The sequence below is a fragment of the Vreelandella sp. EE27 genome (assembly GCF_968206495.1).
The window spans coordinates 2864871-2889988 of sequence record NZ_OZ309109.1; the positions used below are offsets into that span (position 1 = coordinate 2864871).

General features: G+C 63.9%; 28 protein-coding genes. 9 read left to right on the forward strand and 19 right to left on the reverse strand.

All coding sequences use genetic code 11. The features are described from left to right. Positions 1–32 precede the first annotated feature (32 nt). Positions 33–413 (forward strand): dihydroneopterin aldolase, encoded by a 381-nt coding sequence (gene folB, locus ACWHVV_RS13420; protein WP_447529553.1) that lies wholly within the window; start codon positions 33–35, stop codon positions 411–413. Beyond that, positions 410–922 carry a 2-amino-4-hydroxy-6-hydroxymethyldihydropteridine diphosphokinase gene (gene folK, locus ACWHVV_RS13425; RefSeq protein WP_447926688.1) on the forward strand — a complete coding sequence of 171 codons (513 nt, stop codon included), beginning with the start codon at positions 410–412 and terminating at the stop codon, positions 920–922. The genes folB and folK overlap by 4 nt, the downstream gene beginning before the upstream one ends. 5 nt (positions 923–927) lie before the next feature. On the opposite strand, the gene ACWHVV_RS13430 is transcribed toward folK, so the two are convergent. Together ACWHVV_RS13430 and ACWHVV_RS13435 are read right to left on the reverse strand one after the other, a co-directional pair. Next, entirely contained in the window at positions 928–2046 is a 1119-nt protein-coding gene (locus tag ACWHVV_RS13430; protein WP_447926689.1) for a polynucleotide adenylyltransferase, read from the reverse strand. Position 2047: 1 nt separating this feature from the next. Beyond that, positions 2048–2863 (reverse strand): symmetrical bis(5'-nucleosyl)-tetraphosphatase, encoded by an 816-nt coding sequence (locus tag ACWHVV_RS13435; protein ID WP_447926690.1) that lies wholly within the window; start codon positions 2861–2863, stop codon positions 2048–2050. A 114-nt stretch (positions 2864–2977) separates the two neighbouring features. On the opposite strand from ACWHVV_RS13435, the gene ACWHVV_RS13440 reads away from it, so the two are divergent. Next, positions 2978–3187: a hypothetical protein gene (locus ACWHVV_RS13440; RefSeq protein WP_447926691.1), complete on the forward strand. Its 210-nt coding sequence runs from the start codon at positions 2978–2980 to the stop codon at positions 3185–3187. Further along, positions 3187–4635: an FAD-dependent oxidoreductase gene (locus tag ACWHVV_RS13445; protein ID WP_447926692.1), complete on the forward strand. Its 1449-nt coding sequence runs from the start codon at positions 3187–3189 to the stop codon at positions 4633–4635. Before ACWHVV_RS13440 ends, ACWHVV_RS13445 begins: the two co-directional genes overlap by 1 nt. On the opposite strand, the gene apaG is transcribed toward ACWHVV_RS13445, so the two are convergent. The 5 genes from apaG to ACWHVV_RS13470 form a co-directional block, all read right to left on the reverse strand. Continuing rightward, on the reverse strand, positions 4632–5009 hold the full coding sequence (gene apaG, locus ACWHVV_RS13450; protein ID WP_447529559.1) for a Co2+/Mg2+ efflux protein ApaG: 378 nt from the start codon (positions 5007–5009) through the stop codon (positions 4632–4634). The genes ACWHVV_RS13445 and apaG overlap by 4 nt on opposite strands. Further along, positions 5006–5830: a 16S rRNA (adenine(1518)-N(6)/adenine(1519)-N(6))-dimethyltransferase RsmA gene (rsmA, locus tag ACWHVV_RS13455; protein WP_447926693.1), complete on the reverse strand. Its 825-nt coding sequence runs from the start codon at positions 5828–5830 to the stop codon at positions 5006–5008. Before rsmA ends, apaG begins: the two co-directional genes overlap by 4 nt. Positions 5831–5888: 58 nt before the next feature. Continuing rightward, on the reverse strand, positions 5889–6944 hold the full coding sequence (gene pdxA / locus ACWHVV_RS13460) for a 4-hydroxythreonine-4-phosphate dehydrogenase PdxA (RefSeq protein WP_447926694.1): 1056 nt from the start codon (positions 6942–6944) through the stop codon (positions 5889–5891). Beyond that, a complete protein-coding gene (locus ACWHVV_RS13465; protein WP_447529562.1) occupies positions 6944–7981 on the reverse strand; it encodes a peptidylprolyl isomerase in 1038 nt (345 codons plus the stop codon). Before ACWHVV_RS13465 ends, pdxA begins: the two co-directional genes overlap by 1 nt. A 70-nt stretch (positions 7982–8051) precedes the next feature. Next, on the reverse strand, positions 8052–10499 hold the full coding sequence (locus ACWHVV_RS13470; protein WP_447926695.1) for an LPS-assembly protein LptD: 2448 nt from the start codon (positions 10497–10499) through the stop codon (positions 8052–8054). Between the two features lie 70 nt (positions 10500–10569). Here ACWHVV_RS13470 and ACWHVV_RS13475 point away from each other — a divergent pair, with 70 nt between their 5' ends. From ACWHVV_RS13475 to speD, 5 genes are all read left to right on the forward strand, one after another. Next, positions 10570–11577 carry an aminoglycoside phosphotransferase family protein gene (locus tag ACWHVV_RS13475; protein ID WP_447926696.1) on the forward strand — a complete coding sequence of 336 codons (1008 nt, stop codon included), beginning with the start codon at positions 10570–10572 and terminating at the stop codon, positions 11575–11577. Next, the gene (gene murU, locus ACWHVV_RS13480; protein ID WP_447926697.1) at positions 11574–12230 is read left to right on the forward strand and encodes an N-acetylmuramate alpha-1-phosphate uridylyltransferase MurU; all 657 of its coding nucleotides are present in this window, start codon (positions 11574–11576) and stop codon (positions 12228–12230) included. Before ACWHVV_RS13475 ends, murU begins: the two co-directional genes overlap by 4 nt. Before the next feature lie 29 nt (positions 12231–12259). Next, positions 12260–12649 carry a gamma-glutamylcyclotransferase family protein gene (locus ACWHVV_RS13485; RefSeq protein WP_447926698.1) on the forward strand — a complete coding sequence of 130 codons (390 nt, stop codon included), beginning with the start codon at positions 12260–12262 and terminating at the stop codon, positions 12647–12649. A gap of 66 nt (positions 12650–12715) precedes the next feature. Continuing rightward, positions 12716–13144 (forward strand): OsmC family protein, encoded by a 429-nt coding sequence (locus ACWHVV_RS13490; RefSeq protein WP_447529567.1) that lies wholly within the window; start codon positions 12716–12718, stop codon positions 13142–13144. 146 nt (positions 13145–13290) lie between these two features. Continuing rightward, positions 13291–14085: an adenosylmethionine decarboxylase gene (speD, locus tag ACWHVV_RS13495; RefSeq protein WP_447926699.1), complete on the forward strand. Its 795-nt coding sequence runs from the start codon at positions 13291–13293 to the stop codon at positions 14083–14085. Positions 14086–14295: 210 nt separating this feature from the next. Here the strand turns inward: speD and lpxL are convergent, their stop codons facing one another. From lpxL to ACWHVV_RS13555, 12 genes are all read right to left on the reverse strand, one after another. Beyond that, a complete protein-coding gene (gene lpxL, locus ACWHVV_RS13500) occupies positions 14296–15210 on the reverse strand; it encodes an LpxL/LpxP family Kdo(2)-lipid IV(A) lauroyl/palmitoleoyl acyltransferase (protein WP_447926700.1) in 915 nt (304 codons plus the stop codon). An 11-nt stretch (positions 15211–15221) separates the two neighbouring features. Then, positions 15222–16319 carry an alanine racemase gene (gene alr, locus ACWHVV_RS13505; RefSeq protein WP_447926701.1) on the reverse strand — a complete coding sequence of 366 codons (1098 nt, stop codon included), beginning with the start codon at positions 16317–16319 and terminating at the stop codon, positions 15222–15224. A 160-nt stretch (positions 16320–16479) separates the two neighbouring features. Then, entirely contained in the window at positions 16480–17454 is a 975-nt protein-coding gene (gene rpoS / locus ACWHVV_RS13510) for an RNA polymerase sigma factor RpoS (protein ID WP_447529570.1), read from the reverse strand. A 163-nt stretch (positions 17455–17617) separates the two neighbouring features. Further along, complete coding sequence (locus ACWHVV_RS13515) at positions 17618–18694, reverse strand: peptidoglycan DD-metalloendopeptidase family protein (RefSeq protein WP_447926702.1); 1077 nt, start codon at positions 18692–18694, stop codon at positions 17618–17620. A 32-nt stretch (positions 18695–18726) separates the two neighbouring features. Beyond that, positions 18727–19668 (reverse strand): DUF368 domain-containing protein, encoded by a 942-nt coding sequence (locus ACWHVV_RS13520; RefSeq protein WP_447926703.1) that lies wholly within the window; start codon positions 19666–19668, stop codon positions 18727–18729. Continuing rightward, entirely contained in the window at positions 19665–20342 is a 678-nt protein-coding gene (locus ACWHVV_RS13525) for a protein-L-isoaspartate(D-aspartate) O-methyltransferase (RefSeq protein WP_447926704.1), read from the reverse strand. Before ACWHVV_RS13525 ends, ACWHVV_RS13520 begins: the two co-directional genes overlap by 4 nt. Next, a complete protein-coding gene (surE, locus tag ACWHVV_RS13530) occupies positions 20329–21075 on the reverse strand; it encodes a 5'/3'-nucleotidase SurE (protein ID WP_447926705.1) in 747 nt (248 codons plus the stop codon). Before surE ends, ACWHVV_RS13525 begins: the two co-directional genes overlap by 14 nt. Before the next feature lie 40 nt (positions 21076–21115). Then, positions 21116–22153: a tRNA pseudouridine(13) synthase TruD gene (gene truD, locus ACWHVV_RS13535; RefSeq protein ID WP_447926706.1), complete on the reverse strand. Its 1038-nt coding sequence runs from the start codon at positions 22151–22153 to the stop codon at positions 21116–21118. After that, a complete protein-coding gene (gene ispF / locus ACWHVV_RS13540; RefSeq protein WP_447926707.1) occupies positions 22153–22632 on the reverse strand; it encodes a 2-C-methyl-D-erythritol 2,4-cyclodiphosphate synthase in 480 nt (159 codons plus the stop codon). The genes truD and ispF overlap by 1 nt, the downstream gene beginning before the upstream one ends. A 5-nt stretch (positions 22633–22637) precedes the next feature. Next, entirely contained in the window at positions 22638–23339 is a 702-nt protein-coding gene (ispD, locus tag ACWHVV_RS13545) for a 2-C-methyl-D-erythritol 4-phosphate cytidylyltransferase (protein ID WP_447926708.1), read from the reverse strand. Beyond that, positions 23332–23700 carry a cell division protein FtsB gene (ftsB, locus tag ACWHVV_RS13550; protein WP_447926709.1) on the reverse strand — a complete coding sequence of 123 codons (369 nt, stop codon included), beginning with the start codon at positions 23698–23700 and terminating at the stop codon, positions 23332–23334. The genes ispD and ftsB overlap by 8 nt, the downstream gene beginning before the upstream one ends. An 87-nt stretch (positions 23701–23787) precedes the next feature. Beyond that, positions 23788–24945: a GNAT family N-acetyltransferase gene (locus ACWHVV_RS13555; protein ID WP_447929155.1), complete on the reverse strand. Its 1158-nt coding sequence runs from the start codon at positions 24943–24945 to the stop codon at positions 23788–23790. Between the last annotated feature and the right edge of the window lie 173 nt (positions 24946–25118).

Sequence of the window (25118 nt, forward strand, 5' to 3'; positions counted from 1 at the left end):
ACTATTTCCTGACTGTGATGGGGATAAGACGCATGGACCGTATTTTAATTGAAGGCTTGGTGATTGAAACCGTTATTGGCGTTTACGATTGGGAGCGCACCATCACCCAGTCGCTGCGCCTGGATCTAACGCTTGCAACGGATATACGCCCGGCCGCGGCGACGGACGATTTACGCCTGACCCTGGACTACGCCGCGATCTGCCAGCGTATTCAGCAGTTCGCCGACGCGCATCAGTTCGCGCTGATCGAAACCTTCGCCGAACGGCTTTGCGAATACCTGCGCCACGAGTTTCCGATTAGCTGGCTACGCCTGGCCGTGCGCAAGCCCGGTGCAGTACCCCAGGCACAAAGCGTCGGCCTTGAAATCGTGCGCGGCGAGATCCCCGAGGTCATCGAGGCATCCACGCCGTGAACCTGGTGTGTTTAAGCCTTGGCAGCAACGCCGAGCCACGACGCCATTTGGCCGCCTGTTTCGAGGCGCTCGAGCAAACCTTTGGCGAGGTCAGCATCTCGCGGGTCTTCGAAAGCGAGCCGGTCGGCTGCGAAGGCGAAGCCAACTTTTATAACGCGGTGGTGGCGTTCAAAAGCGATTGGAGTATCCCGGCGCTCAGCGCCTGGACGAAGGCCCAGGAATCGGCGCTAAACCCGCGCGTCGCCACCCAGCGCCACCAGCCCAAGGCGCTGGATATCGATCTTTTGAGCGTGGGCGACATCTGCGCGCAAATGGGTGAGCTCACGCTTCCCCGGGACGACATCACCCGCTACGCCTTCGTGCTCCAGCCGCTGGCGGAGCTTCTGCCCGACCAGCGCCACCCCCGCTGCCAGACCCCTTACAAAACGCTTTTCGAGCGCGCCGATTTCCAAAACCAGCGCCTCTGGCCGGTGGCCTTCGAGTGGCGCGGCGTGGCGATCTCGCCCTGAGCTTTTTAACCTGACAGCGCCTCAGAAACCGCCCACTGGCGCCGCTCGCGCAGTGCCTGGCCAAGCTCCCCACCGCGAAAGCCCTCGGCTATCAGCGCCTGGGGGTTGACCTGGCGCGCGTGCTCAAACGCCTGGATCAACGGTTCCCGTAAGTCCGGCGCCAGCGTCGCCACCAGCTCGAGCTGTGCTTCGACCTGAGCGGGTTTACGAAAGGCGTCCAGCCGCTCCAGCCAGTTGAATACGCCCTCGGCGCTCAGGGCGGCCTTCAACAGCGCACGGGTGAGCGCCACGTGGCGGCAAAGCGCGGCCACGGCGTTGGGCAGGCGCAACCGCTCGACCAGCGCCTCCCGTTTGGCATCACTGAGGGCACTTGCCAGTAACGCCATGCGCCAGTGGGCCAGCGCCTGACCCTGCCCGGGCGGAGCCAGGCGCATCAGCGCAAGCGCCTCGACAAGCACCGCCGCAAGCCCTGGCCACCAACTCTCAAGCGCCCCGCAATCGTTCAGGGTGGTGAAATACGCCGCCGGGCTCGGCTCGCCCAGCGCCTTTTCGGTTTCCACCCACACCCGCTCGGCGGCCAGGTGTTCGAGCTCGCCGGCGTCGCTCATCTGGCGCATCAGCGCACGCGTTTCATCGGCGATGACAAAACCAAGCTCCGCGTAGCGGGCCAGAAAACGGGCGGTGCGCAGCACGCGCAGCGGGTCTTCGCCAAACGCTGGCGAAACGTGGCGCAGCACGCGTTTTTCGAGATCGCCCTGACCGTCGAACGGGTCGCAAAGCGTGGCGTCCGGGCGCTGGGCGATGGCGTTAATAGTCAAATCCCGGCGCAGCAAATCCTCTTCGAGCGTCACCTGTGGGCTTGCGTGCACCTCGAAGCCGCTATAGCCGTGGCCGGCCTTGCGTTCGGTACGCGCCAGGGCGTACTCCTCGGCCGTTTCCGGGTGCAAAAACACGGGGAAATCACGGCCCACGGGCTTGAAGCCGCGCTTACGCATCGCATCGACCGTGGCACCCACCACCACCCAGTCATTGTCATAAACCGGCCAGCCCAGCAGCGCATCGCGCACGGCGCCGCCCACCCGGTAAACCTCCAGCCCCTCCAGGCGACGATCGTGTTCGGCCACCTCAAGCTCCCTCATTTTGACTGGCCACCGCGATGCGCTCGCCGGTATCCAGGTTCATCGCGGTCAACGCGCCGCCCCATACGCAGCCGGTATCCAGGGCGTGGACGTCGATCTTCGCGCTGGGAGTCTGCCCCTCGAGCGCAGCCCAATGGCCGAATATGAGCCGAATATCGTCCTCCCGGGGGAACTGGAACCAGGGGTAGAAGCCGGCCGGGGCGCTATCCAGGCCCTCCTTGGCAGCGAAATCGAGGGTGCCACCGGCGCTGATAAAGCGCATACGACAGAACACGTTGACCAGGGCGCGCAGCCGGTCCATGCCGTCCAGCGCCTCGGTGAAGCGCGCCGGCTCATTGCCGTAAAGCGTTTCGAGAAAGCGCCCGGAAGACTCGCTTGCAAGCGCAGCCTGCACCTCGCCGCTGTAGCCAAGCGCGGCCTCGGCGCTCCAGCTCGGAAGTATCCCGGCGTGGGCCATCAGCGTGGTTTCTTCTACGACCGCCAGCGGCTGGGCCTGCAGCCAGTCGAGCAGCGCCTCGCGTTGGGGGGCGCCCAGAATATCGTCCAGGGTGTCGCCACGCTTGAGCCGCCCGCCACCCCGGGCGGCCACCAGCAGGTGAAAATCATGATTGCCCAGTACGCAGCGCGCGGCATTTCCCAGCGCTTTAGCCTCTTGCAGGCAGGCAAGCGAGCCGGGGCCACGGTTGATCAGATCCCCCACCAGCCACAGCGTATCGCGGCTCGAGTCGAAGCTGAGCTTATCGAGCAGGGCGACGAACTCCGCGTGGCAGCCGTGCAGATCCCCGATGGCGTATGTACTCATAAAAAAAGCCTTATGGTTGGCTAATAAAGATTAAAACATTAAAGAAAATGCCCCGCTCCCGGCATTCGATCGGCTAATCTGGGGGGACGACCATCACAACGAAAAACGAGCCCTATGCAAGCTATCTCTTTAACGAAGACCGGTCAGCCGTCAACCGCGAAAGACCCTGCACGCCGGGCGCTTTTAAAAGCCGCCTCGCTGGGCGCCGGGAGCGCGCTATTGGCCGGCGCCCCCTGGACCAGCGCCTTTGCCGCCCAAACCGCGGCACCGGTGATCAAAAACGGCTGGCTGCTCGCCCCCGCCGACCTGGACACTAACCATTAATGTATCAGCCATTTGAAGCGCTAAGCGAGCGCCAGCCTTATGATGTCTGCGTGATCGGCGCCGGGGCGGCGGGCATTACCCTTGCCATGACCCTGGCCCAGCAGGGCCACCAGGTGCTTCTATGCGAAGGCGGCGAGGCCTCGCGAAGCGAGCGCTCCCAGGCACTTTACCGGGGTACCAGTGTAGGCGACACCTACCTGGATCTGGCCAGCATCCGGCTTCGCTATATGGGCGGCTCGACCAACCACTGGGGCGGCGTGTGCCGGACGCTTGACGCCCACGACTTCACCGCCAGGACCGCCGCGCCACAAACCGGCTGGCCGATCGGCAAGCAAGCGCTCGCCCCTTATTTCGAAGCCGCCGCGGCGCTTTTGGACCTGGAAACCATCCCACCGGATGCGCCCATCGATGGCGCGGGGCTCGAGCGCGTTTATTTCTCGCTGGGTCATGCCGTGCGCATGAAGGACAAGTTCGCCGCCACCCTGAACGGGCTCGAGACTCTCACCTACTGCCTGACCGCCAACCTGGTCGGGCTCGAGACCGACGGTGACCGCGTGCACGCGGCTACGTTTAGCGACTTCGACGGCGTACGCAAAACCATACGCGCGCGCACCTTCGTGCTGGCCTGCGGCGGCATCGAAAACTCGCGCCTGCTGCTTTGGTGCAATCAACAAAGCGGCGGGCGGCTGGTGCCGGATGACAGAACGCTTGGCCGCTACTGGATGGAGCACCCCCACGCGACCATCGGCCAGGCGCTGTTGTTCGAACCCGCCCGCTTCGGGCTCGACACCGATTACAACGTCTATCTCTCGCCCACCGCCGCCGCCATGGCCGAACGCGGCATCCTCAACTGCGGGCTGCGTCTGCACCGCATGGCCCCGGAAGCCACCGAGGCGCTCATCACGGAGCTTGCCGAGCAGGCGCCCGGGCTTGGCGCCGAACTTGCGGGAAGAGCCGGTGGCCCGGTCATGCACGGGGTGTACCTGCGCGCCGCCTGGGAGCAGGAGCCGCGATTCGACAACGCCGTGGAGCTTTCCAATGAGCGCGATGCGCTGGGCGTGCCGTTGAGTCGGCTGGTGTGGCAGCAGTCGGCACTCGACCGGCATACGATTCGCGAAAGCCTGATGCTTTTGGGCGAGTACCTGCTTAAGCAGAATATTGGCCGCGTGCAGTTCGCCGACTGGCTAGCCACAGAGCCGGTAGCGCTACCCGAAGAGGGGGAAATTGCCGGGCGCCATCACATGGGCGGTACGCGCATGAGTGAGAGCGCCGACCAGGGCGTGGTTGATCGCGACTGCCGACTCTTCGCCCAGCAAAACATGTACGTGGCCGGCTCCAGCGTGTTCGCAAGCGCCGGCCACGCCAACCCCACGCTCACCATCGTGCAGCTCGCCCTGCGCCTTGGTGTTCACCTCGACGAAAAGCTGCGTGGGGAGATACCTGGCTAGTGGAGCTGGCTGGGCGCGGCCAGGCGAAACGGCGCGATGGCGACGTCGAAAGCGCGCTGGGTGTAGGTGTTGAGCAGCGTATAGGCGCCTTCCATGACGCCGACCGGGGTTTGCAGAATCGCCCGGCTGGTGTAGCGAAAGCGCTGGCCGGGGCCAATGAGCGGCTGCTGGCCGACCACGCCCTTGCCGCGTACTTCCTGGGCGTCGCCACTGCCCTGGGTGATCTTCCAGTAGCGCGCCATCAGCTGCACGCTGTGCGGGCTCTGGTTGTGCACCGTCACGGTATAGCTGAACACGTAACGCGACTCGCTTTCGCTGGACTCCTCCGGGCAGTACGCCGGGACCACGCTCACCTCGATCGCTAACTGGCTCACGAATCACCCCGCTCGGCGTCCGGCGAAAGCGCGGCCACGTGGTTGGCGATCGTGACGTACTCTTCTACGGTCAGCGTTTGGGGGCGCCGGCCCGGGTCGATCTCAAGGCTTTCCAGGGTCTCGGCGCTAACCCGCCCCTTGAGGTTGTTGCGCAGCGTCTTGCGCCGCTGGCCGAAGGCGAGCTTGACCAGCTCGAACAAAAGCGCCGGGTCCTTCGCCGTGTGGGGCAGCTCCTCATGGGGGGTCAGCCGCACGATGGCGGAATCCACCTTGGGCTGCGGCACGAACGCCTCCGGCGCCACGACGAAGAGCTGCTCGACCTGGCAGTAGTACTGCGCCATGACCGAAAGCCGCCCCCAGTCGGTGCCGCCGGGTTCGGCGGCCAGCCGCTCGACGACTTCCTTTTGCAGCATAAAATGCATATCCGCCACCGCGGACCCCATGCCCAGCAGGTGGATGATCAACGGCGTCGAGATGTTGTAAGGCAGGTTGCCCACCACGCGCAGCGCCGGGCCGTCGCCCTTGAGCGCGTGAAAGTCGAACTTCAGCGCGTCGCCTTCGTGAATGACAAAGCCCGGGTAGTTGAAAAACTGCACGCGCAGCCCCGGGATCAGGTCACGGTCGAGCTCGACCACTTCAAGGGCGCCGTTGGCGTCCAGAAGCGGCCCGGTCAGCGCGCCCTGACCCGGGCCGATCTCGATCAGCCGGTCGCCCTTCGCCGGCCCAATAGCGCGAATGATGCGCGAAATGGTGCCAGGGTCACGAAGAAAGTTCTGACCGAAGCGTTTTCTAGCTCGGTGTTGAAGGGGCGCTTGAGACATCTAACGAAAGTCCTTGAGTAGGATAGAGCATGTAACGGTGTGGGCGGGCCAGTGACGGCTAAGCGGGCAGCGCGGCGGCGCGGCGACCGCTTAATCGGCGCGCCAGGTTGAGCGCCACCAGAAGGCTATTCGGGTTTGCCACGCCGCGGCCGGCCAAATCGAGCGCGGTGCCGTGGTCTACCGAGGTGCGCACCAGCGGCAGGCCCAGGGTGATATTGGCCGCCTGACCAAAGCCTGCATACTTTAGCACTGAAAGCCCCTGGTCGTGATACATCGCCAGCACCGCGTCGACCTCTTGCAAGTGGCGCGGGGTAAACAGCGTATCCGCCGGGAAAGGGCCGCGCACGTCGATGCCCTGGCCACGCAGATGGGTAAGTGCCGGGGTGATCGTCTCGATCTCCTCGCGCCCCAAGTGCCCGTCCTCCCCGGCGTGGGGGTTCAGCCCGCACACGGCAATGCGTGGGGCGGCGATACCGAACTGGCGGGTTAGGTCGGCGGCAAGAAGCGTTACGATCCGCGTCAGACGCTCGAAGGTGATCGCATCGGCGACGTCGCGAAGCGCCAGGTGGGTGGTCGCCAGCGCCACGCGAAGGTCCCCACTGCCCTGCCAACTGCTTGCCTGAGTATGCAGCGCGCGGTCGGTGGCCAGCATCATCACCACCTCGTCGACCCCACAGGCGTCGCGCAGCCACTCGGTGTGGCCGGTAAAATCCTTGAAGCCGCCGTCGATGATCACGCCCTTGTGCAGCGGCGCGGTGACGATGGCGCCGGCCAGGCCTTGTTGGCAGGCGCGAACGCCCACCTCGAGGGTTTCGATCACGTAGGCGGCGTTGGCCGGGTCGAGAACCCCCGGGGTGCACGGCGCTTTCAGCGCTACCGGCCAAACCCCCAGATGCGGCGTGTCGGGGCGCTCCAAATGCCCGTCCTCGGCGATGACGATTTCCAGGTCCAGGCCAAGGCGCGCGGCGCGATCTTGCAGCATCCCGGGGTCGCCCACCGCCAGCACCTCGGGGCCGAGACGCCCCTGGGCTGCAAGCATCAGGGTCAGTTCCGGGCCGATACCGGCGGGCTCCCCGGTGGTGATCAGCAGCGGAAGAGGAGCGCTTTCAGCCATTACCGGCGGATATCCACGAAGGCCTGGTCACGAATCTCACGCTGCCAGTTTTGCAGCTCTTCGTTGGCACGGCGCTGGAAAATCGCCTGGCGTACCTGCTCGCGACGGCTCTCGTCGGTCACGTCCTGACGGCGGCGGTCGAGCACTTCGATGATGTGGTAGCCGAACTGCGAGCGCACCGGCGCGGAGACCTGGCCGGCGCTTAGGTCGTTCATCGCCTCTTCGAAGGCGGGCACGGTCTGGCCCGGGCGTACCCAGCCAAGGTCGCCGCCGTTCATGGCGCTGCCCCGGTCGTCGCTGAGTTCACGGGCCACCGCACCGAACGCCTCGCCCTGCTGCAGGCGCGCGCGGGCCTGTTCGGCGCGCTCCCGCGCCTGGTCTTCATTGCGGGTGGGCGTAAGCTCCACCAGAATATGGCGCGCCTGGCTCTCTTCGATGAATGCCTGGCCCTGCTGGGCGGGTTGCTGCTCGAGGAATCGCTCGACATCGCGGTCGCTGACGCTGACGCGCTGCTGAATCTGGCGCTGCTGGACCTGGCGCATGAGCATCTCGCGGCGCACGTCTTCGCGCACCTCGGCAAGCGACATACCGTCGGCTTCGACGGCGTCGGCAAAGGCGTCCATGCTCAGGCCGTTGGATTCGGCGATGGTTCTTAGCTGACGATTGAGTTCGGTATCGTCGACGCTCAGATTGGCCTGGCGGGCCATTTGCAGCTGGATTTCGTCGAGCACCATGCGCTCGAGCACCTGCTCCTGGAGCTGGCGGCGCGGCGGCAGGTTCCCGCCCTGGGCCTGGGCTTGCTGCTCGACCTGCGCCATACGCTCGTCGAGCTCGCTTTGCATGATCACGCCGTCGTTGACCACCGCGGCCACGCTGTCCAGGGTTTGGCGTTGGCTATTTTGAAAATCCTGGGCGTGGGCATTAACGCTTACCAGCGCCGCGCTCGCGCCCAGACACAGCGCCAGCGCCCCGGCCGTCGATAGCCACTTTAGCTGCCGTGAAAAACCGCCACCTGCCAGGCTCTTGTTCATCGTCATAGAAAAATCTCTTGTCGTCGCTATTGAATAAAAGCGGGGTATTGGATGGTCATGCGTTACGGGTCATGCGTTACAAAGGTGACGGGGTATAGCCCGGAACCGCCCGGTCGAAATACGTGTTCGCCCCCTGGCCAACGCCGCCCAACCCGCGGAACACGAAGCGCAGAAACAGCCCGCGGTCGCTGAAATCGTCCCCTGCTCGGGCGGTGTCGTTATCGTCGATCCACTCGCGCCAGACCACCTGCACGCCGTAGCAGCAGTCGTTCCACTGCACACCGGCGAGCTGCTCCAGCGCCCGGTCGTTGGTTTGGTCATACAGATAGCGCCCGATCAGGTCGATCTGCGGGGCGGCCTTGTAGCCCACCGAGAGATCCCACTCTTCGCGGCTATAGTCGCGAAAGCCGTCGTCGCCGGGTACCACGCCCGGGTCGAACCCTTCGATCTCCCAACGGTAGCCAAGGTTCACTACGTGGCCCTCGGGATGACGATAAGCTACGTCGACGCTGGAGCGCTCGGTCTGCTCGCGTTGATCATCGTACAGCCACTCGTAGCCGGTGCTCCAGCGATCGCTGATCTGCCAATCGAGCCGGGTGACCAGCGGCGAGCGCTCGCGGGTCGCCTGGTAGCGGCTTTGCGGGTTCACGTTCGGGTTCTCTTCCGGGCGATCCGGCAGCGTATCCGGGTCGCCGTCGCTGTCGATGCGCCGCTCGGCGAAATACACGCTTTGGCCGACGCCGAAGCTCAGCCGGTCCCGCCCGGCACCATCCTCGATCAAACGCGACTGAACGCCTAACGACACGCGGTTGAGATCGCCCACCCGGTCGGCGCCGGAGAAGCGATGGGGCGACCAAAGCTGGTCCCAGGAGAAGGCGCGCTCGCGGCTGTCGAACTCGGGCAAATCCACCTGATCGGTACGTGGAACGTAGGCGTAGTTGAGCCGCGGCTCCAGGGTCTGGCGGTAGTCGCTTTCGCCCAGCGCCAGTTCGCGCTCGAACACCAGGCCGCTGTCGATAGAGGTAATCGCGACGCTGCGCGTCGGCGAGGTGCTGCGGCTGGTGTCACGGTCGCCGTAATCGAGCTCGTAGGCGGTGTTCCAAAACTCGGTGCGCGGCTCGATATACCCCCAGGGCTCCTCGAAACGCCAGCCCACCGCCGGCGAAAGGTGAAGCCGGGAGCCGTTGGCGGCTTCGCGCTCCGGCACCAGGGTTTCATCGACATCGCGCCAGAAGTAGGTGGCGTTGGAGCGCCACTGGCTATAAAAGCCGCCCCCGAGCTGCCAGTTGTTGGTGTTGGCCGTCAAACTCGGTAGCCGGTAAAAGGGCTTGTCGCTGTCGCTTAGCGGGTCTTCCAGGCGCTGAAACCCCTGGGCGCGGGCGTCGAGCTGCCAGCGCTCGCCGCGGTAGTCGACCTGGGCCAAGCGCTCCATGGCGGCGCGGTCGCTGCGACCGAACTCGGCGCCGAAGTCGTCGAAGTAGCGTCCGTCGCTGGCCCCGCCGTAGCGCAGGCTGTAGTTGCTGCGCGGGTTGACGCGGCCGCGGTGGCGGGCGTCGATATACCAGCGATCCTCGCCTTCGAAACGGTTATCGCCGGTGCGCCGACCGCCGTCGTCGGCCAGATAGCCCCCCTCGACCATGCCCTGACTCTCATCGAGCAGGTAGCGGTATTCACCGTTTAAAAGAAGGCCGCGGTCACTCATCAAGCGCGGGGTGATGGTGGCGTCCTGATTGGGCGCGATGTTCCAGTAAAACGGCTGGGCGTAGTCCAGCCCGCTGTTTGAAAAGCCCAGGGTCGGCCACAAAAAGCCGGTTTGGCGGCGCTCATCCAGCGGAAAGCGCACCCAGGGCCAGTAAAACACCGGCACGTCCTTGACCTCGAGGCGGGCGTTGCGCGCGGTGCCAAAGCCCGCGGCCTGATCGAGGCGGATATCGCTACTCACCAACTGCCAGGTATTTTCGCCCGGGTCGCAGGTGGTAAAACGGGCATCGCGCAGCCGGTACTGGTTTTCGCCGGTCTGTTCGAGCTGGCTGGCCTGGCCGCGCAGGTGGGGCTCGTAGAGCACGAAACGGCTGTCGTCGATACGGCCGCGGTCTTCGTTGAGACGCAAGGTGGCCCGGTCGCCGCGCAAAAGCGCCTGGCCGTTGCGCAGTGCCAGTCCGCCTTCGACCTCGACCTGTTCCCGGCTGGACGGCAGAAAAACCTGCGCGGCCTGAAGCTCGCTATCCGCCCGGCGCAGCACTACGTCGCCGCGCAGCAGCGCTTCACCATCCTGGGCGTAGTCGGCTTGTGTCGTTTCGATCGAGAGCGTTTCGGGGTTTTGCTCGGCGGGTAACCGGTAGCCGGGCATGACGTAGCGCCCGCGGCATAGCTGGCCCTCGGCCTCGGCGGGCCGGTACGGTTGCCAGTCCAGCGCCTCGGCAGGCAAGGGTTCACTCTGCGCCATCGCTGAATACGCGGTGAGCGCAAAAATGCCCACCAGCGTGTGTCCTACCGGCGCAGTGCGCGTAAATCGCTTGCCCATGTTCGTTATCCTTGGCATTCAGAATCGGTATTATACAGCTCGCTAGATGTCCGACCAGCAAGGAGCTTGCATGCCCACTTCCAGGATCGACGCCCTCACCCGATGGGTCGCTGAAAAAAACGGTCTCGCGCCGTCCGCTCTCACCCTCGCCCCGGCCGGGGGAGATGCGAGTTTTCGCCGCTATTTTCGCCTGATACTGCCCTCAGGCGAAACACAAATTGTCATGGACGCCCCGCCCGAGCAAGAGGACTCGGCGCCGTTCGTCGCCATCGGCCGGCAATGGCACGCGGCGAACCTCCCCGTGCCCGCCATCTACCACGCCGATCTTGACGCCGGTTTCATGCTGCTCGAAGACCTGGGCGATACCCCGCTTCAGGCGGCGTTTACCGATGCCGCCAGCGCCCGCGCGCGCACCGGTGAAGCGCTCGAGCTGATCGGTCGGCTGCAAAACGCCGCCAGCCCTGACGCTCTGGCGCCGTACGATGCCTCGCTACTACGCCGCGAACTCGAGCTGTTCCCCACCTGGTGTTTAACCCAGTGGCTTGGCCTCGAGGCGCCGGAAAGCCTGGAAGCGCTGAACGACGACCTGAGCGCCCAGGCGCTGGCGCAGCCGGTGGTGAGTGTACACCGGGATTTCGATGCCATGAACCTCATGCCCCACGCCGGAAAGCTCTACATGATCGATTTTCAGGACGCGGTGGCCGGCCCCATCAGCTATGACGTCATCTCGATTCTTTGCGGGCGCTACTGGCGCTTCGAGCCCGCCGAATTCGACGCCCTGGTCAGGCACTTCTACACGCAGGCACGCCGGGACGGGCGCCTCTGCTCGAAAGTCGATGAAACCACGTTTTTGACCCAGTGCCGCGCCATGGCCGCCCAGCGTTCGCTCAAGGTGCTGGGGATTTTCTGCCGCCTGACCCTGCGCGACGCCAAAACCGGGTACCTGGCGCGTTTGCCGCACTTTTTGAACCACCTCGAGGACAGCCTGGCAGCACTTGGCCAGCACGCCGCGTTCACCACCTGGCTGCGTGACACCCTGCGCCCCGCGATCACCGCAAAGCTGGATGAGACTGCATGAAGGCGATGATTCTGGCCGCCGGGCTCGGCACGCGTATGCGCCCACTGACCGACACCTGCCCCAAGCCGCTTTTGCCGGTAGGCGGCAAGGCGCTGATCGAGCACCACCTGGAGCACCTACGCCGGGCCGGTATCGACGAGGTCGTCATCAACGTAAGCTACCGCGCCGATCAGATCATCGAGGCGCTGGGCGATGGCGAGCGCTTCGGGCTTTCGATTCGCTATAGCGTCGAGCCAACGCCTTTGGAGACCGGCGGCGGCATTTTCAACGCGCTACCGCTTTTAGGCGAGGCGCCCTTTTTGCTGGTCAACGGCGATGTCTGGTGCGACTGGCTGCCCACGCCCACCCTTGCCCCGGGCAAGCTGGCCCACCTGGTGTTAGTGGATAACCCGCCCCAGCACCCGGAGGGCGACTTCGCCATCATCGAAGGTTTGGCCCGGATGGCCACACCCGCGCTCACCTATTCGGGCATCGGCGTTCTCCACCCGGCGCTGTTTGAAAACTACAGCGCCGGTGCCTTCGCCCTGGCGCCGCTTTTTAAAGCGGCGATAGCCAAGGGCCTGGTCAGCGCCGAGCACTTTGCCGGCCACTGGGTCGACGTGGGCACGCCGGCGCGGCTTGGCGTGCTCGAACGCCATTTGGCAGCGCGCTAAACTGATTCACCCGTTTGACAGGAGGCCCCGTGAGCCTTGCCGATGATATTGCCCTGACGCCGCTGGTCGCGGTTTACGGCACGCTGAAAAAAGGCCTCAACAACGCCCACGTGCTGGAGGGCGCCGAGTTTTTGGGCGATGACCGGAGCGCGCTCCTTACGCTCTACGACGTCGGCCCCTACCCTGGCGCCAAACGCCGTGACTCCAAAGGGATCGCGCTGGAGATTTACCGCGTCGATCAAGCGACCCTGGCGGCGCTGGATGTACTGGAAGATCACCGCCCACAAGCGCCCTTTGACGGCGAGTATCAGCGCGTCACGCTTGCCACTCGCTTTGGCGACGCCTGGGTGTACCTCTACAACCCGGATACCGCCGCACTGAGCGCTATCGGCGAAGGCGGCTGGCCGGTAGAGGGATAGCGCCGGTTGGCGCAAAGGCGTGTTATGCTGCGCGCCACGTACGAATCGTTGAGAGAGGAGAGCCGCGTGAAAGCACGAGTGAAGTGGACAGACGGCCGCCAGTTCGTGGCGGAATCGGGCAGTGGCCATAGCGTTGTGATCGATGGCCCGCCGGATCACGGCGGGCGCGATACCGGCCCCCGCCCCATGGAAATGCTGCTGATGGGCATGGGTAGCTGCACCGCCTTTGACGTGCTCAACATTCTCGACAAGGCCCGGGCAGACGTCACCGACTGCGTGGCGGAGATCGACGCCGAGCGCGCTGACGAGGTGCCGTCGGTGTTTACCCGCATCCACGTTCATTTCGTGGTGACCGGGCGGGCGCTCAAAGAGAAGCAGGTACAGCGCGCCGTGGAGCTTTCCGCCGAGAAGTACTGCAGCGCCTCGATCATGCTGGTCAAGGGCGGGGTCGACGTGACTCACTCCTTCGAAATTCAGGACGCCGCGGCGGATTAAAATCGCGTCGCTGGATGCAACTCGGGGACCGGGCGGGCATAATACGCCCGCCCGGTCCTCGGGCAATGTAAAATCAGGAACATGTACGGATCCGGTTCCGGCGCTGGCTCGTCGGGGTGTTTTCACTGCTACCAGGAGGCGCGGAATTGCCTGATAATCTCCGACTCCACGGGTTTAACAACCTCACCAGCTCGTTAAGCTTCAACATTTACGATATCTGCTACGCCAAGACCGAAGAGCAGCGCGGCGAATATATCGATTATATCGACGAGCTTTATAACGCCGAGCGTTTGACGCAGATTCTCAAGGATGTGACCAATATCATTGGTGCTCACGTGCTCAATATCGCACGTCAGGATTACGAGCCCCACGGCGCGAGCGTGACGGTTCTGATCGCCGAGCACGAACTGGACGAGCCGCTGCCCGCGCACACCGAACCGGGCCCGGGGCCGCTGCCGGAAACCGTGGTCGGCCATTTGGATAAAAGTCACGTCACGGTGCATAGCTACCCGGAATCCCACCCGGATAACGGCATCAGCACCTTCCGGCTGGATATCGACGTCTCCACCTGTGGTCACATCAGCCCGCTAAAGGCGCTGAACTACCTGATCCACAGCTTCGATTCCGATATCGTCACCATCGATTACCGGGTACGCGGCTTCACCCGGGATGTGGACGGCAAGAAGCTCTTCATCGATCACGCCATCACCTCGATTCAGGACTACCTGGCCGACGATACCAAGCAGGCGTATCAGATGATGGATGTGAACGTGTATCAGGACAACATGTTCCATACCAAGATGTTGCTCAAGGATTTCGAACTGGATAACTACCTGTTCGGTACCTCGCGCCGGGACATCACTTTTGAGGAAGCGCGGGAAATCGAAAACCGCCTGCGCAAGGAGATGCTGGAGATCTTCTACTCGCGCAATATCGATTAGCCTTTGGCGATCGAAGACGAAAAAGCCGACGCCTGCGCGTCGGCTTTTTTGATGGCGGCTCGCTCCGTACCCGGAGGCTCGCGCAACCCTACGCGGGGGCGCTGTGAATACTTCCCTGTACGCTACTTTCGCCTTCCCTGGCGAAAGACCCCCGCGACGGGTTACACGATCCTCCTCCCACTGAGCGCATAGCTTTGCATCGATCCTCGGCTAGTAAACCTTCTCCTCGCCTTCCGGGCGCGTCTTGAAGCGCCGGTGCAGCCACAGATACTGCTCCGGGTGCTTGCGAATCGCCCGTTCGATGAACTGGTTGACCCGGGTGGCATCGGCTACCTCGTCCTTGCTCGGGAAGTTCTCGAAGGCCGGCAGGCACTCGATGGTATAGGTGCGGTTGTCCGGGTTTCTATGGAACATCAATGGCACCACCGGCGCGCCGGTCATACGGGCGATCTTGGAGGTCAAGCGGATGGTCGCCGCCTGTTGACCGAATAGCGGCGCGAAGACGCTGACATCGCGGCCGAAATCCTGATCCGGCGAGTACCAGACGATATGCCCCGCCTTGATACGGCGCACGACCCCGCGCAGGTCGTGGCGGTCGATGGCCTGGCCGAAAATGCGCGAACGGGCACGGGTCATGAAACGCTCGAACAGCGGGTTGTTGTGGGGCCGGTACACCACGTCCGCCGGGAAGAAGAGCGAGTGCAGCGCCCCGCCCAGATCCAGCGTCGAAAAGTGAATGCCGACCACCAGTACGCCCTTGCCCTGAGCCTTCGCCCGGGCCAGGTGCTCCTCGCCGTTATAGGCGACCCGGTGCCTGAAGCCCTGCGCGCTGCGACACCAGCCGGTGGCGGTTTCCACCAGCCCGATCCCGTTGGCGATGAAGGTCTCCTTGACCAGCTGCCGTTGGGCATCAACGCTTTTCTCGGGAAAGCAGAGCGCGATATTGGTCGCGGTAATGTGGCGCCGGCGTTTGATCAGCGCCCAGGCGAGCAGGCCGATCATCTTGCCGATCCAAAGCTTAAGCCGCCAGGGCAGCCAGGCGACGAGATACATCGCGCCAATGGCGACCCAGGTGGGCCAGTAGCGCGGATGCGCGAAAGAGCGGGGAAACGTTTTTTTAGACATACCAGTAACCGTTAAGTGAGCGCGCCGCTGTAAATGCGCGGCACGCGAGGCAAGACCCCGGTCAACAGCGTATAGCTGATCGTATCGCAGTGGCGGGCCACTTCATCGACGCACAGCAACGCCCCGTGGGCACTTTGGCCCCAAAGCACCACCTCGCTGCCAATCCCGGCGTCGATATCGCTCACATCGACCGTGAGCATATCCATCGACACCCGCCCGGCAATAGGGCATCGCTGGCCGTTGACGAGTACCGGCGTGCCGTCAACGGCGTGGCGGTCATACCCATCACCGTAGCCTGCGGCCACCACGGCGATGCGCGAGCGCCGCGGCGCTAACCAGCGCCCCCCGTAGCCCAACGGCTCGCCTTTTTCGACACTGCGCAGGGCGATGATTTCTGAGCGCAGGCTCATGACCGGGCGAAGCGCGCGGGTAAGGGCGTTATCCACCGCGAGCGGATTGCTGCCGTAAAGCATCACACCAGGCCGGTTCCAGGCGCCGTGGGCGGCGCGGTGGGCAAGCGTTGCGGGAGAGTTCGCCAGGCAAAGCGGAGCGCCGAGAGTTTCACCGAGCGCTTTGACCGTCGTCATTTGTCGGTCGAAATAGCCACGCTCGCCGGCGTCCGCCGTGGCGAAGTGGCTCATCAGATGAAGCGCACCCACCTGAGGCGCGGTGCTCAAGCGGTGCCATACCTGCTCCACACGCTCTGGGTCAAAGCCCAGCCGATGCATCCCCGAATCCACCTTCACCCACACGGGGATCGGTTTTTTGGGCGTGCAGGCTAAAAGCGCCTCGACCTGCCAGTCGCTGTGCACGCTGACCCATAGGCCAAGGGTATCCACCAGGGCCAATTCGTCGGCGCTGAAAAAGCCTTCGAGCAGCACGATGGGGCCTTGTATGCCACCCTCGCGCAGGGTGATGGCCTCTTCGATACAGGCCACCGCGAAGGCCGGCGCCTGGGACGCCAGCGCGCGGGCGCAGGCAAGGGCGCCGTGGCCGTAGGCGTTGGCCTTGATGACCGCAACGGACTGGCTTTGGGGCGCGCAGCCCGCGGCTAGCTGATAGTTATGACGCAGCGCGTCTAAATCGATATGGGCCGCTAGCGGGCGCATTTTAACGGTTCTCACTTACAGACGTCTCGCGGCGCCTGACGACGGTCGTTCATGAAATCGGATATTGAAGGCGCCCGAATGGGTAGCCCACTAACATTAACGCACCGGATAGTTAATCCGGTGCGTTAGGTCTTGCCTTTTGTAAGGCTCGCTGGGGGTATTAACTCTCGAAAATAGCGTCGAGAGAAAGACCCTGTTTTTCCAGCGCGCGGCGAAGCTTCTTTAAGGCTTCCACCTGTATCTGACGAACCCGTTCCCGGGTCAGGCCGATTTCAGCGCCGACTTCCTCGAGGGTCGCCGATTCGTGTCCGCGCAGGCCAAAGCGGCGAACCACGACTTCACGCTGCTTTTCACTCAGCTCGTCGAGCCAGTGATCCACGTGCTCGCGCACGTCCCCATCAACCAGAAGCGATTCCGGGCCGGAGACATCGTCATCCGCCAGGGTATCGATCAAGGGCTTGTCACTTTCGCCGCCCATGGGGTAATCCACGGAGGAGACGCGCTCGTTGAGCCCCAGCATCTTCTTGACGGTTTCGACCGGTTTATCCAGGTGCTCGGCGATCTCTTCCGCCGTTGCCTCGTGGTCGAGCTTTTGGGTGAGTTCCCGCGCGGCGCGCAGGTAGATATTGAGTTCCTTGACCACGTGAATGGGCAAACGAATGGTACGGGTCTGGTTCATCAGCGCCCGTTCGATCGTTTGGCGAATCCACCAGGTCGCGTAGGTCGAAAAACGAAAACCGCGCTCGGGGTCGAACTTTTCGACGGCGCGGATCAGACCCAGATTGCCTTCCTCGATCAAATCCAACAGCGTCAGGCCACGATTGAGGTAGCGCCGGGCAATTTTTACGACCAGGCGCAGGTTCGATTCGATCATTCGCGAGCGCCCAAGCGGGTCACCCTTGCGCGCCAAACGGCCGTAATAGACCTCTTCTTCTGGCGTCAGAAGCGGCGAAAAACCGATCTCGTTGAGATAAATTTGCGTAGCGTCCAGGCTTTGGGTCGCTTGACGATCCTCGCGACCCAGCGCTTTTTCGAAGGCGTTTTCCTCTTCGGTGGCGGTGTCTTCAGCGTCGTCCAACGCTTCTTCCACCGTCTCCAGGTCAACCTCCTGTAGGTCCTTCTCCAGCATACTCATGGTCTTACCCCCGTTGTCTTGCCTAACCGCCATGTAGAAAAGTATGGGTGGTCGCACTTCAATGTGCGCGTACACCGTTATTGTTATATGACGCTCTTATCAAGCTATCCGGGTTCTTCCAATGGCGCCGAGCGCCCTTACCAAGCCGTTTAGAGAGAACGCGTTAGCGCGATGGTAAAAATTCCAAGGGGTTTTGGGGCTGGCCATCGCGGCGCACCTCAAAATGGAGTTTGACGCTGTCGGTATCGCTATCGCCCATCGTGGCAATGACTTCTCCCGCTTCGACCACATCGTTTTCGCTGACGCTCAAACTGTCGTTGTGAGCATAGGCGCTTAGATACTGATCGTTGTGTTTGAGCAGTATGAGGTTGCCGTAACCCCGCACACCGCTACCGGCGTATACCACGATGCCAGGACCGGCGGCTCTTACAGGTTGCCCCTTTTGTCCGGTGATATCAATCCCGGCGGTAATCGTACCGCCTTCACCGAAGTTTCCGCTCACCTGCCCATCGGTGGGCCAGCGCCAGTTGACATCGTCGACCGGGGTGAAGCTTCGCGAGGAGCGATCCGGCGCGGAAGCGGCGGGCGCCGGTTCGGGCTCTGGCTCGGCGGCGGGTTCGGGTTCCGGCTCGGGTTCCGGCGTCGGCTCGGGTTCCGGTTCGGGCTCCGGGGGGCGCTCGTCCGCTTGGGGCGACTCGCTTTGCGGGGCGTCCTGTGCCGTTTCGGGCTCGCTGGCGCTCGGGCCATCCGGCGTCTCGCTTTCGCCCCGCTCGGCATTGATGCGCTGATTACGCTCGATCGCGCTTTCATCCGGCAAGAGCCAGTCCATCTGCTGGTCGTCGCTTTGGCTGGCAGCCTGATTGCTGGCCGCTACGGTCGTCGAGTTCAAGCCCGTGGCGACCGCACCGCTTTGACGCGACGCTTGAGCGTCACCGCCTTGATGGGAGGCCTGATTACGCGCCGGCGCGCTTCCCGCCCCCTGGCGCAGCGCAATGGTCTGGCCCGGATGGATCTGGTAAGGCGCGTCGATGTCGTTGAGCGCCGCCAGCTCGCGGTAGTCCAGGTCGTGCTGCCAAGCGATACCGTAAAGCGTGTCGCCCGGGGCGACGGTGTATTGAGGCGAGTCTTCCACGGCGCGCCTCGCCTCGCTCAAGTCCCGTACCTGCGGGGTGTGTGGCTGCTGGTTCGCGCAGCCGCTAACGGCCAGCGCTAACAAAGACAGTGTCAAAACCTTACGCATGCAAACCCTACTCCTTTTCAACGCCGCGCGCTTTATGTCGAACTGCGTGGCCTTTGAGCTGCACGCCGATTGAGTAATACTACCAGAAGCGCCCCAACGAGCATCAATGCGACCACGCCCACCACCTGGGCGGAAGCGCCGGTCAACGCGGCGTACTCGCTTGGCAGTAAGTAGCGGTGAGCCAGTGGAATCATCTGCCCTTCTGGCCCCTGTTGGTAGCTCAGTAGTTCGCGCCAGGGCCATAGCACCGGTAGCGAGCCGACGATGAAGCCAAGCAATAGCTGCATGGTGCCCGCGTGGTAGCGCTTTAAAAGCCAGCCCAAAAACCGTGAAAAAAGCATCAAGCCGACGAGGCATCCCACGCCAAACAGCATGATAATACTCATATCCAGGCTTTTGATAGCCCCCATGATGGTGCCATAAAGCCCCATGGTGAGTAACAGAAAGCTTCCCGAGACCCCGGGCAGCAGCATCGCACTGATGGCGATGGCACCGGCGGTCATCACGATCAGCGCCTCGTTACCCAGTAGTAAAATAAGCGGCATCAGCGCCGGCAGCCCGCGGGCGAGCAGAAAACCGGCCAAAAGCGGCAGTATATAGATAAGCCGCCAACGCCCGGTGGCGCGGCTGACCACCAGCGCCGAGGCGGCCACCAAACCAAAAAAGAAACCGTCGAGCAAGAGCGGATGCGCCTGCATCAGCCAAAGCGCCACATGCGCTACGCTGACCAGACTCACCGCAACGCCCGCCAGTAGCGGTAGCAAAAACCCCAGGTTGAGGTGAGCAAAAAGCCCGCGCCAGCCGCCCCGGCGCCAGGCCCCCCAGGCGCTGGGGCCGAACTGGCGAATGGTATGGATCAGTTCTTCATAGATACCGGTAATGAAGGCGATGGTGCCACCGGAGACACCGGGGACCGCGTCGGCGGCGCCCATCCCCGCGCCTTTGAAAAATACGCCCAAGCGTCGATGCTTCAATCCACCACTCCTTGCAATAAAGGGACAAACCGTACCGGCTCGAGTCTTCGTTTCTCGAAGGCGCCGCCGATACGCTTGACCTGCGTTAACCACTGGCTGCCGTCCGGCGCTTCCAGCGGGGCAATCAGTACGCCGTCGCGGGTTAGCTGCTCCAACAAGGGTTCCGGGAGCGTCTGCGCGCAGGCGGTCAATAAAATCACGTCGAAAGGCCCTTTTTGCGGCCAGCCTTCGCCGCCGTCGGCCAGGGCCAGCTGGACGCGGGCGTCCAGATACTCGAGCCGCTTGGCGGCGCGGCCGGCAAGCGTCGCTATACGCTCGACGGAGTAGAGCGAGGGCACCAGCCGCGCCAGAATGAGCGCCTGATACCCGGACCCGGTACCCACCTCCAGCACGCGCTGCGGCCTGGCCTTTAGCACCAGTTCGGTCATCCGCGCCACGGTAAACGGCTGCGAGAGCGTTTGCCCGCAGCCGATCGGCAGCGCCGTGTCTTCGTAGGCGCGATGGGCAAGCGCTTCGTCGACGAACAAATGGCGTGGCTCGCGGGCCATCACCTCGAGCACGCGGGTATTCGTAATGCCCTGGCCCACCAGACGTTCGACCATACGATTACGCGTGCGCTGGGACGTCATGCCCCGCCCACGGCGCTCTCCTGACGAGAGCTCAGTCAAAAGCATCCAGCCAGGCTTGCACGTCCGCGCGGGCGGGGTGGCGGGTTAAATCGGTCTGGAGCGGGGTAATCGAGACAAAGCCTGCGTTGATCGCGGCAAAATCGGTATCCTCGCCGTCGTCGGCGTTGGCCGCGACCGGGGCGATCCAGTACCGCGTGCGCCCTCTTGGGTCCTGGACCGGCAGCGCTTTTTCCGCCGGCCCCCGATAGCCAAGCCGGGTCACCTTGACGCCCTGTATCTCCTCCCAAGGCAAATCCGGCACGTTGACGTTCAAAAGCGTACGCGGCGGCAGCGAAAGCGCGCCCGCGGCGCCCACCAGCGTGGCCGCCATGCGCGCCGCGGTCTCGAAGTGGCGCCCACCGCAAAGCGACACCGCCATCGCGGTCATGCCCAGGTTGCGCCCCTCCATGGCCGCAGCCACCGTGCCGGAGTAGAGCACGTCGTCGCCCAGGTTGCTGCCGTGGTTGATACCGGCAATGACCAGGTCCGGGCGCTCGTCCCACACGCCGTTGACGCCCAGATACACGCAGTCGGCGGGGGTGCCGTCGACACTGTAAAAGCCGTTATCAAGTGCGGTGAGCGACAGCGGACGCGAAAGCGTCAGCGAGTTGCTCGCCCCGCTGCGGTCCCGGTCCGGGGCGACCACGCGCAGGTGGGCATGATTCACCAGGCCGTCGTGCAGGGCGCGCAAACCCGGCGCATACACGCCGTCGTCATTGGATAGCAGCAGTCGTCGCATGGGCCTCTCCTGGGGCGTTGTCTCGGGCGTAACGCCTGGTTCAAAAGTCCGGATGATCGATCAGCTCGCCGAGAAGCGAGGTGGCAAAGCTTCCCCTGGGCAGCGAAAATTCGAGCACCGCCGCCGCGCTCTCCCAGGTAAGCCGGGGCTCGATGACACGTACGCGCAGCGCCCGGTGGCTCTTTTTCACGCCCGCCTTGACCAGGCCATCGCAAAGTGCCGGGTGGGAGGCGTAAAGCGCCTGCTCGTAGGCCAGCGCCTCGCCGGTTGCCGGCTCGCCGGTGCCCCAAAGCGGGCCGGTCGGGTGCAGGTCGAGGGCGTCGGCCCGCGCCTCGAGCCCCTCGTCCTCGGCCCGGGCGTTAAACACGCTTTGCGTGCCGTCGAGCATCAAGGTATCGCCTAAAAGCGGGGTTCTCCAGCGGCCATCCGCGATCCGCGCGCCTAACACTTCATTGAATAGAAAGCTGCGCGCGGTGGAAAGCAGCATTCCCTGGCGGTCGTCGCGCTTGCGCCAGCCTTTTTGCAAAATGGCCGCCGCTTTTTGCAGGTTGCGCCCCTCATTACCAAAGCGCTGGGGGCCGAAGTAGTTGGCCACCCCCTCACGGCAGAGCGCCTCCCAGCGAGGCAGGAACGTATCTGAGTTGATTGCCTCACCGCTTACCCGCAGGCGAAAGCGATTGGTGCGGTGAACGCCCCGCTTGAGCTTTCTTGGGTGGCGCCCCTGCTCGATCACCTTGATACCCAGCGCCTCGAGCGCGGAATCGAGGGTCGGCGGTGCGCTCGCCCCCGGCAGTTGTACGCTGAGCCACTGGCGCGTGACCGCGGTCCGATCCTTCATACCCGAGTAGCCCACGGCGCGGGGACTCACCTCGCAGAGCCGGCTTAGCGCGTTCACCACGTCGAGGGTGGTCTGGTTGCGCTTTTCGATTCGCAGCCACAGGTGCTCGCCGCTGCCTTCCGGGGTGAAGTCGAGCTGCTCGTCGACCCAAAAATCCTCCGGCGAGGCGCGGTAACTTCCCGGCGCCCGGGGCCCAAAGCGGGCGTCGAGCACGCGCGGCCAAACGGGCAGTGCCCCCATTAGTTGGCTACCGGCTGTAGCAGCACGACCGCCTCGGCGGCGATGCCTTCGCCCCGGCCAGTAAAGCCGAGGCGCTCGGTGGTGGTCGCTTTGACGTTGACCAGGCCCATATCAGCCCCGACATCCTCGGCAATCACACGGCGCATGGCGTCGATATGCGGCGCCATTTTAGGCGCCTGGGCCATGATCGTGGCGTCCAGGTTACCGACCACGAAGCCCGCCTCCCGCACCAGCGCCACTACGTGGCGCAGCAGCTCGCGGCTGTCCGCGCCTTGCCAGGCGGCGTCGGTGTCGGGAAAGTGGCGGCCGATATCGCCCAGCGCGCAGGCGCCCAGCAGGGCATCGCTGATCGCGTGGAGCAGCACGTCGCCGTCGGAGTGGGCGACGAAACCTTGTTCGAAAGCGAGCTTGACCCCGCCGACCATCAAATGGTCGCCGGGGCCGAAGCGGTGTACGTCAAATCCATGGCCAATACGCATCGAGACTACTCTTCGCTGTTGCCTGCCTGTAGCGCCAAAATGGCCGCCGCCAGGGCAAGGTCGTCAGGGTGGGTGATTTTCAGGTTGTCGCGCCGCGCACTGACCAGCCGTGGTGCCTGGCCCAGCGCCTCGACGGCCGAGGCCTCGTCGGTCACCATTACGCCATTCTCGACGGCCTGGTCGAGGGCACGCTTTAAAAGCGCGAAGCGAAAGCCCTGGGGCGTCAGCGCGTGCCAAAGCCCGTCGCGGGGCTCGGTTGTCGCGCTCAAACCAGGCCCGCCTTCACGCTTCATGGTATCCGCCACGGGCATGGCCAGAAGCGCCCCGCCCGGGTGCTCCAGCGCCGCCTGGTAAAGCGCGTGCAGATCCCGGGACGTCACGCAGGGGCGCGCCACGTCGTGCACCATGACGATGTCGTCCGGGGCGGCGGTCATGGCACCGAGCGCGTTTTGTACGCTATCCATGCGCTCATTGCCGCCCTCGACCCGCTGCCACTGGGCAAACGGCACCCAGGCCGGGTCGAACCAGCGATCCGCCGGGTCCAGGCAGAGCACCAGGCGCGCTTCGGGAAAGGCGCGGTAAAGCCGCTCGAGGGTATGCGCCAGCACCGGGCGCGCCGCAATCGGCAGATACTGTTTGGGGGTGGCGCTACCCATGCGCCGCCCCTGCCCCGCCGCGGGCACCACCAGCCACAACGCCTTACTCATCGTCGCTGTCCGGGGCGTTCGCCGCGGGCGCAAGGTTTGGCTGGGTCACCAGTGCCGCGTTCAGGCCGATCAATTCGTTTTGGATCGCCACCCCTGGCACCCAGAAGAACTGCTCGTCGCTTCGCACCATGCCCATATCGCTGCGCGCGCGCTCTTCGATCGCATCCAAACCGGTTTTAAGGTCGGTGACCTCGGCGGCCAGCCGGGCGTTGCGCTCGCGCATGGGCGCATTCGCCGCTTCCTGCACTGTCACGCGCGCCTCGACGCGCTGCAAATCCTGCCAGCCGCCGTTACCCAGCCATAGCTGATACTGTAAAAAACCTAGAACGCCCAGCAAGGCGACGACCAGCCATCGATGCATCTGAAGTTCCTGTAATCAAGTGCCTTTGGGGCAGGCGTGAACGGCGCGCATTATGCCATTTAGCGGGCGAAGCGGCGAGCCGTGTCTTTAGCCTTCGGTTTTAAACGGTAGCGCTTCTAACGCGGCTGCCCGGTACGCCTTTACGTGCTGCCCTTCCTGGGCGCAGAACTCGGCCACCCCGGCGGCAAGACCGGGGTGGGCCACATAGTGAAGCGACTGCGTGGGGGTGGGGGCGAACCCGCGCACCAGCTTGTGCTCGCCCTGGGTGCCGGGATCGAAAAGCGTCAGCCCCCGCGCGAGGCAGAACTCGATACCCTGGTAGTAGCAGGCCTCGAAGTGCAGGCAGTCGGCGACCACTTCACTGCCCCAGTAGCGTCCGTAAAGCGTGGTAGCACCGCGAAAATAGAGCGCGGCGGCCACGGGTCGGCCTTCCACCAGCGCCTGAACCAGCACCAGAGAGGCCGGCATGTCCCGGCGCAGCGCGTCAAAAAATGCCGCGTTCAAGTACGGCGGGCGGCCGCGCTCGTGGTAGGTGATCGTATAGCACTGAAAAAAGTGCGCCATGGCGGCCTCGTCGATCTCGTCGCCTTCCAGACGGCGCAGCGTAATGCCCTGCTCGGCCACCAGACGCCGCTCGCGCTTGATCGTCTTTCGCCGCTTGGCGGTCAGGCTTGCCAAAAAGCCGTCGAAATCCTCGAAGCCCCGATCGTGCCACTGAAACTGCACGCCCTGGCGGGTAATCAGATCAGGGCTTTGCGCCTGCCAGGCGGCCACTTCCTGGTCGTTGGCAAACAGCAGGTGCCAGCTCGAAAGGCCCAATTCATCGCACTGGCGCCGCCACCCCTGGGCCAGCAGCGCGTAGGCGCTTTGCGGGTCGATATCATCTGCGATGAGCGTGCGCTGGCCCGGCACCGGCGTGAACGGAATGGCGCTTAACGCCTTGGGATAGTAGTCGCCGCCGGCGCGCTCGAGGGCCTCGGCCCAGCCCCAGTCGAAGACGTACTCGCCGTTGGAATGACTTTTAAGATACATCGGCAGCGCCGCGACCAACCGCTCACCCTGCCACACGCTTAGATGACGCGGCTGCCAGCCGGTGGCCTCGCTTACCGAGCCGCTTTGCTCCAGCGCGCGCAAAAACGCATGGCGTAAAAAGGGCTGCTCCGGGCTTACCAGCGCATCCCACTGCGCGGGAGTAACGCCGTCGACTGCCGAGAGCGTCACCAGTGTTAGCGCCTGGGAAGACATGCCACCTTGCATGAGCACCTCGCATTGAATCATTAACACTCAAGACGGTCAGTATCGCTCAATCGTTTGCCCACTAGAACCCGGTCGGGCGATTTACCCACTTTGGCCTGTAAAACGCCCCGCTCAGTGCCGGATTATTAAAGCCCGGGCCCAAATGTCCGATAAACAATGAA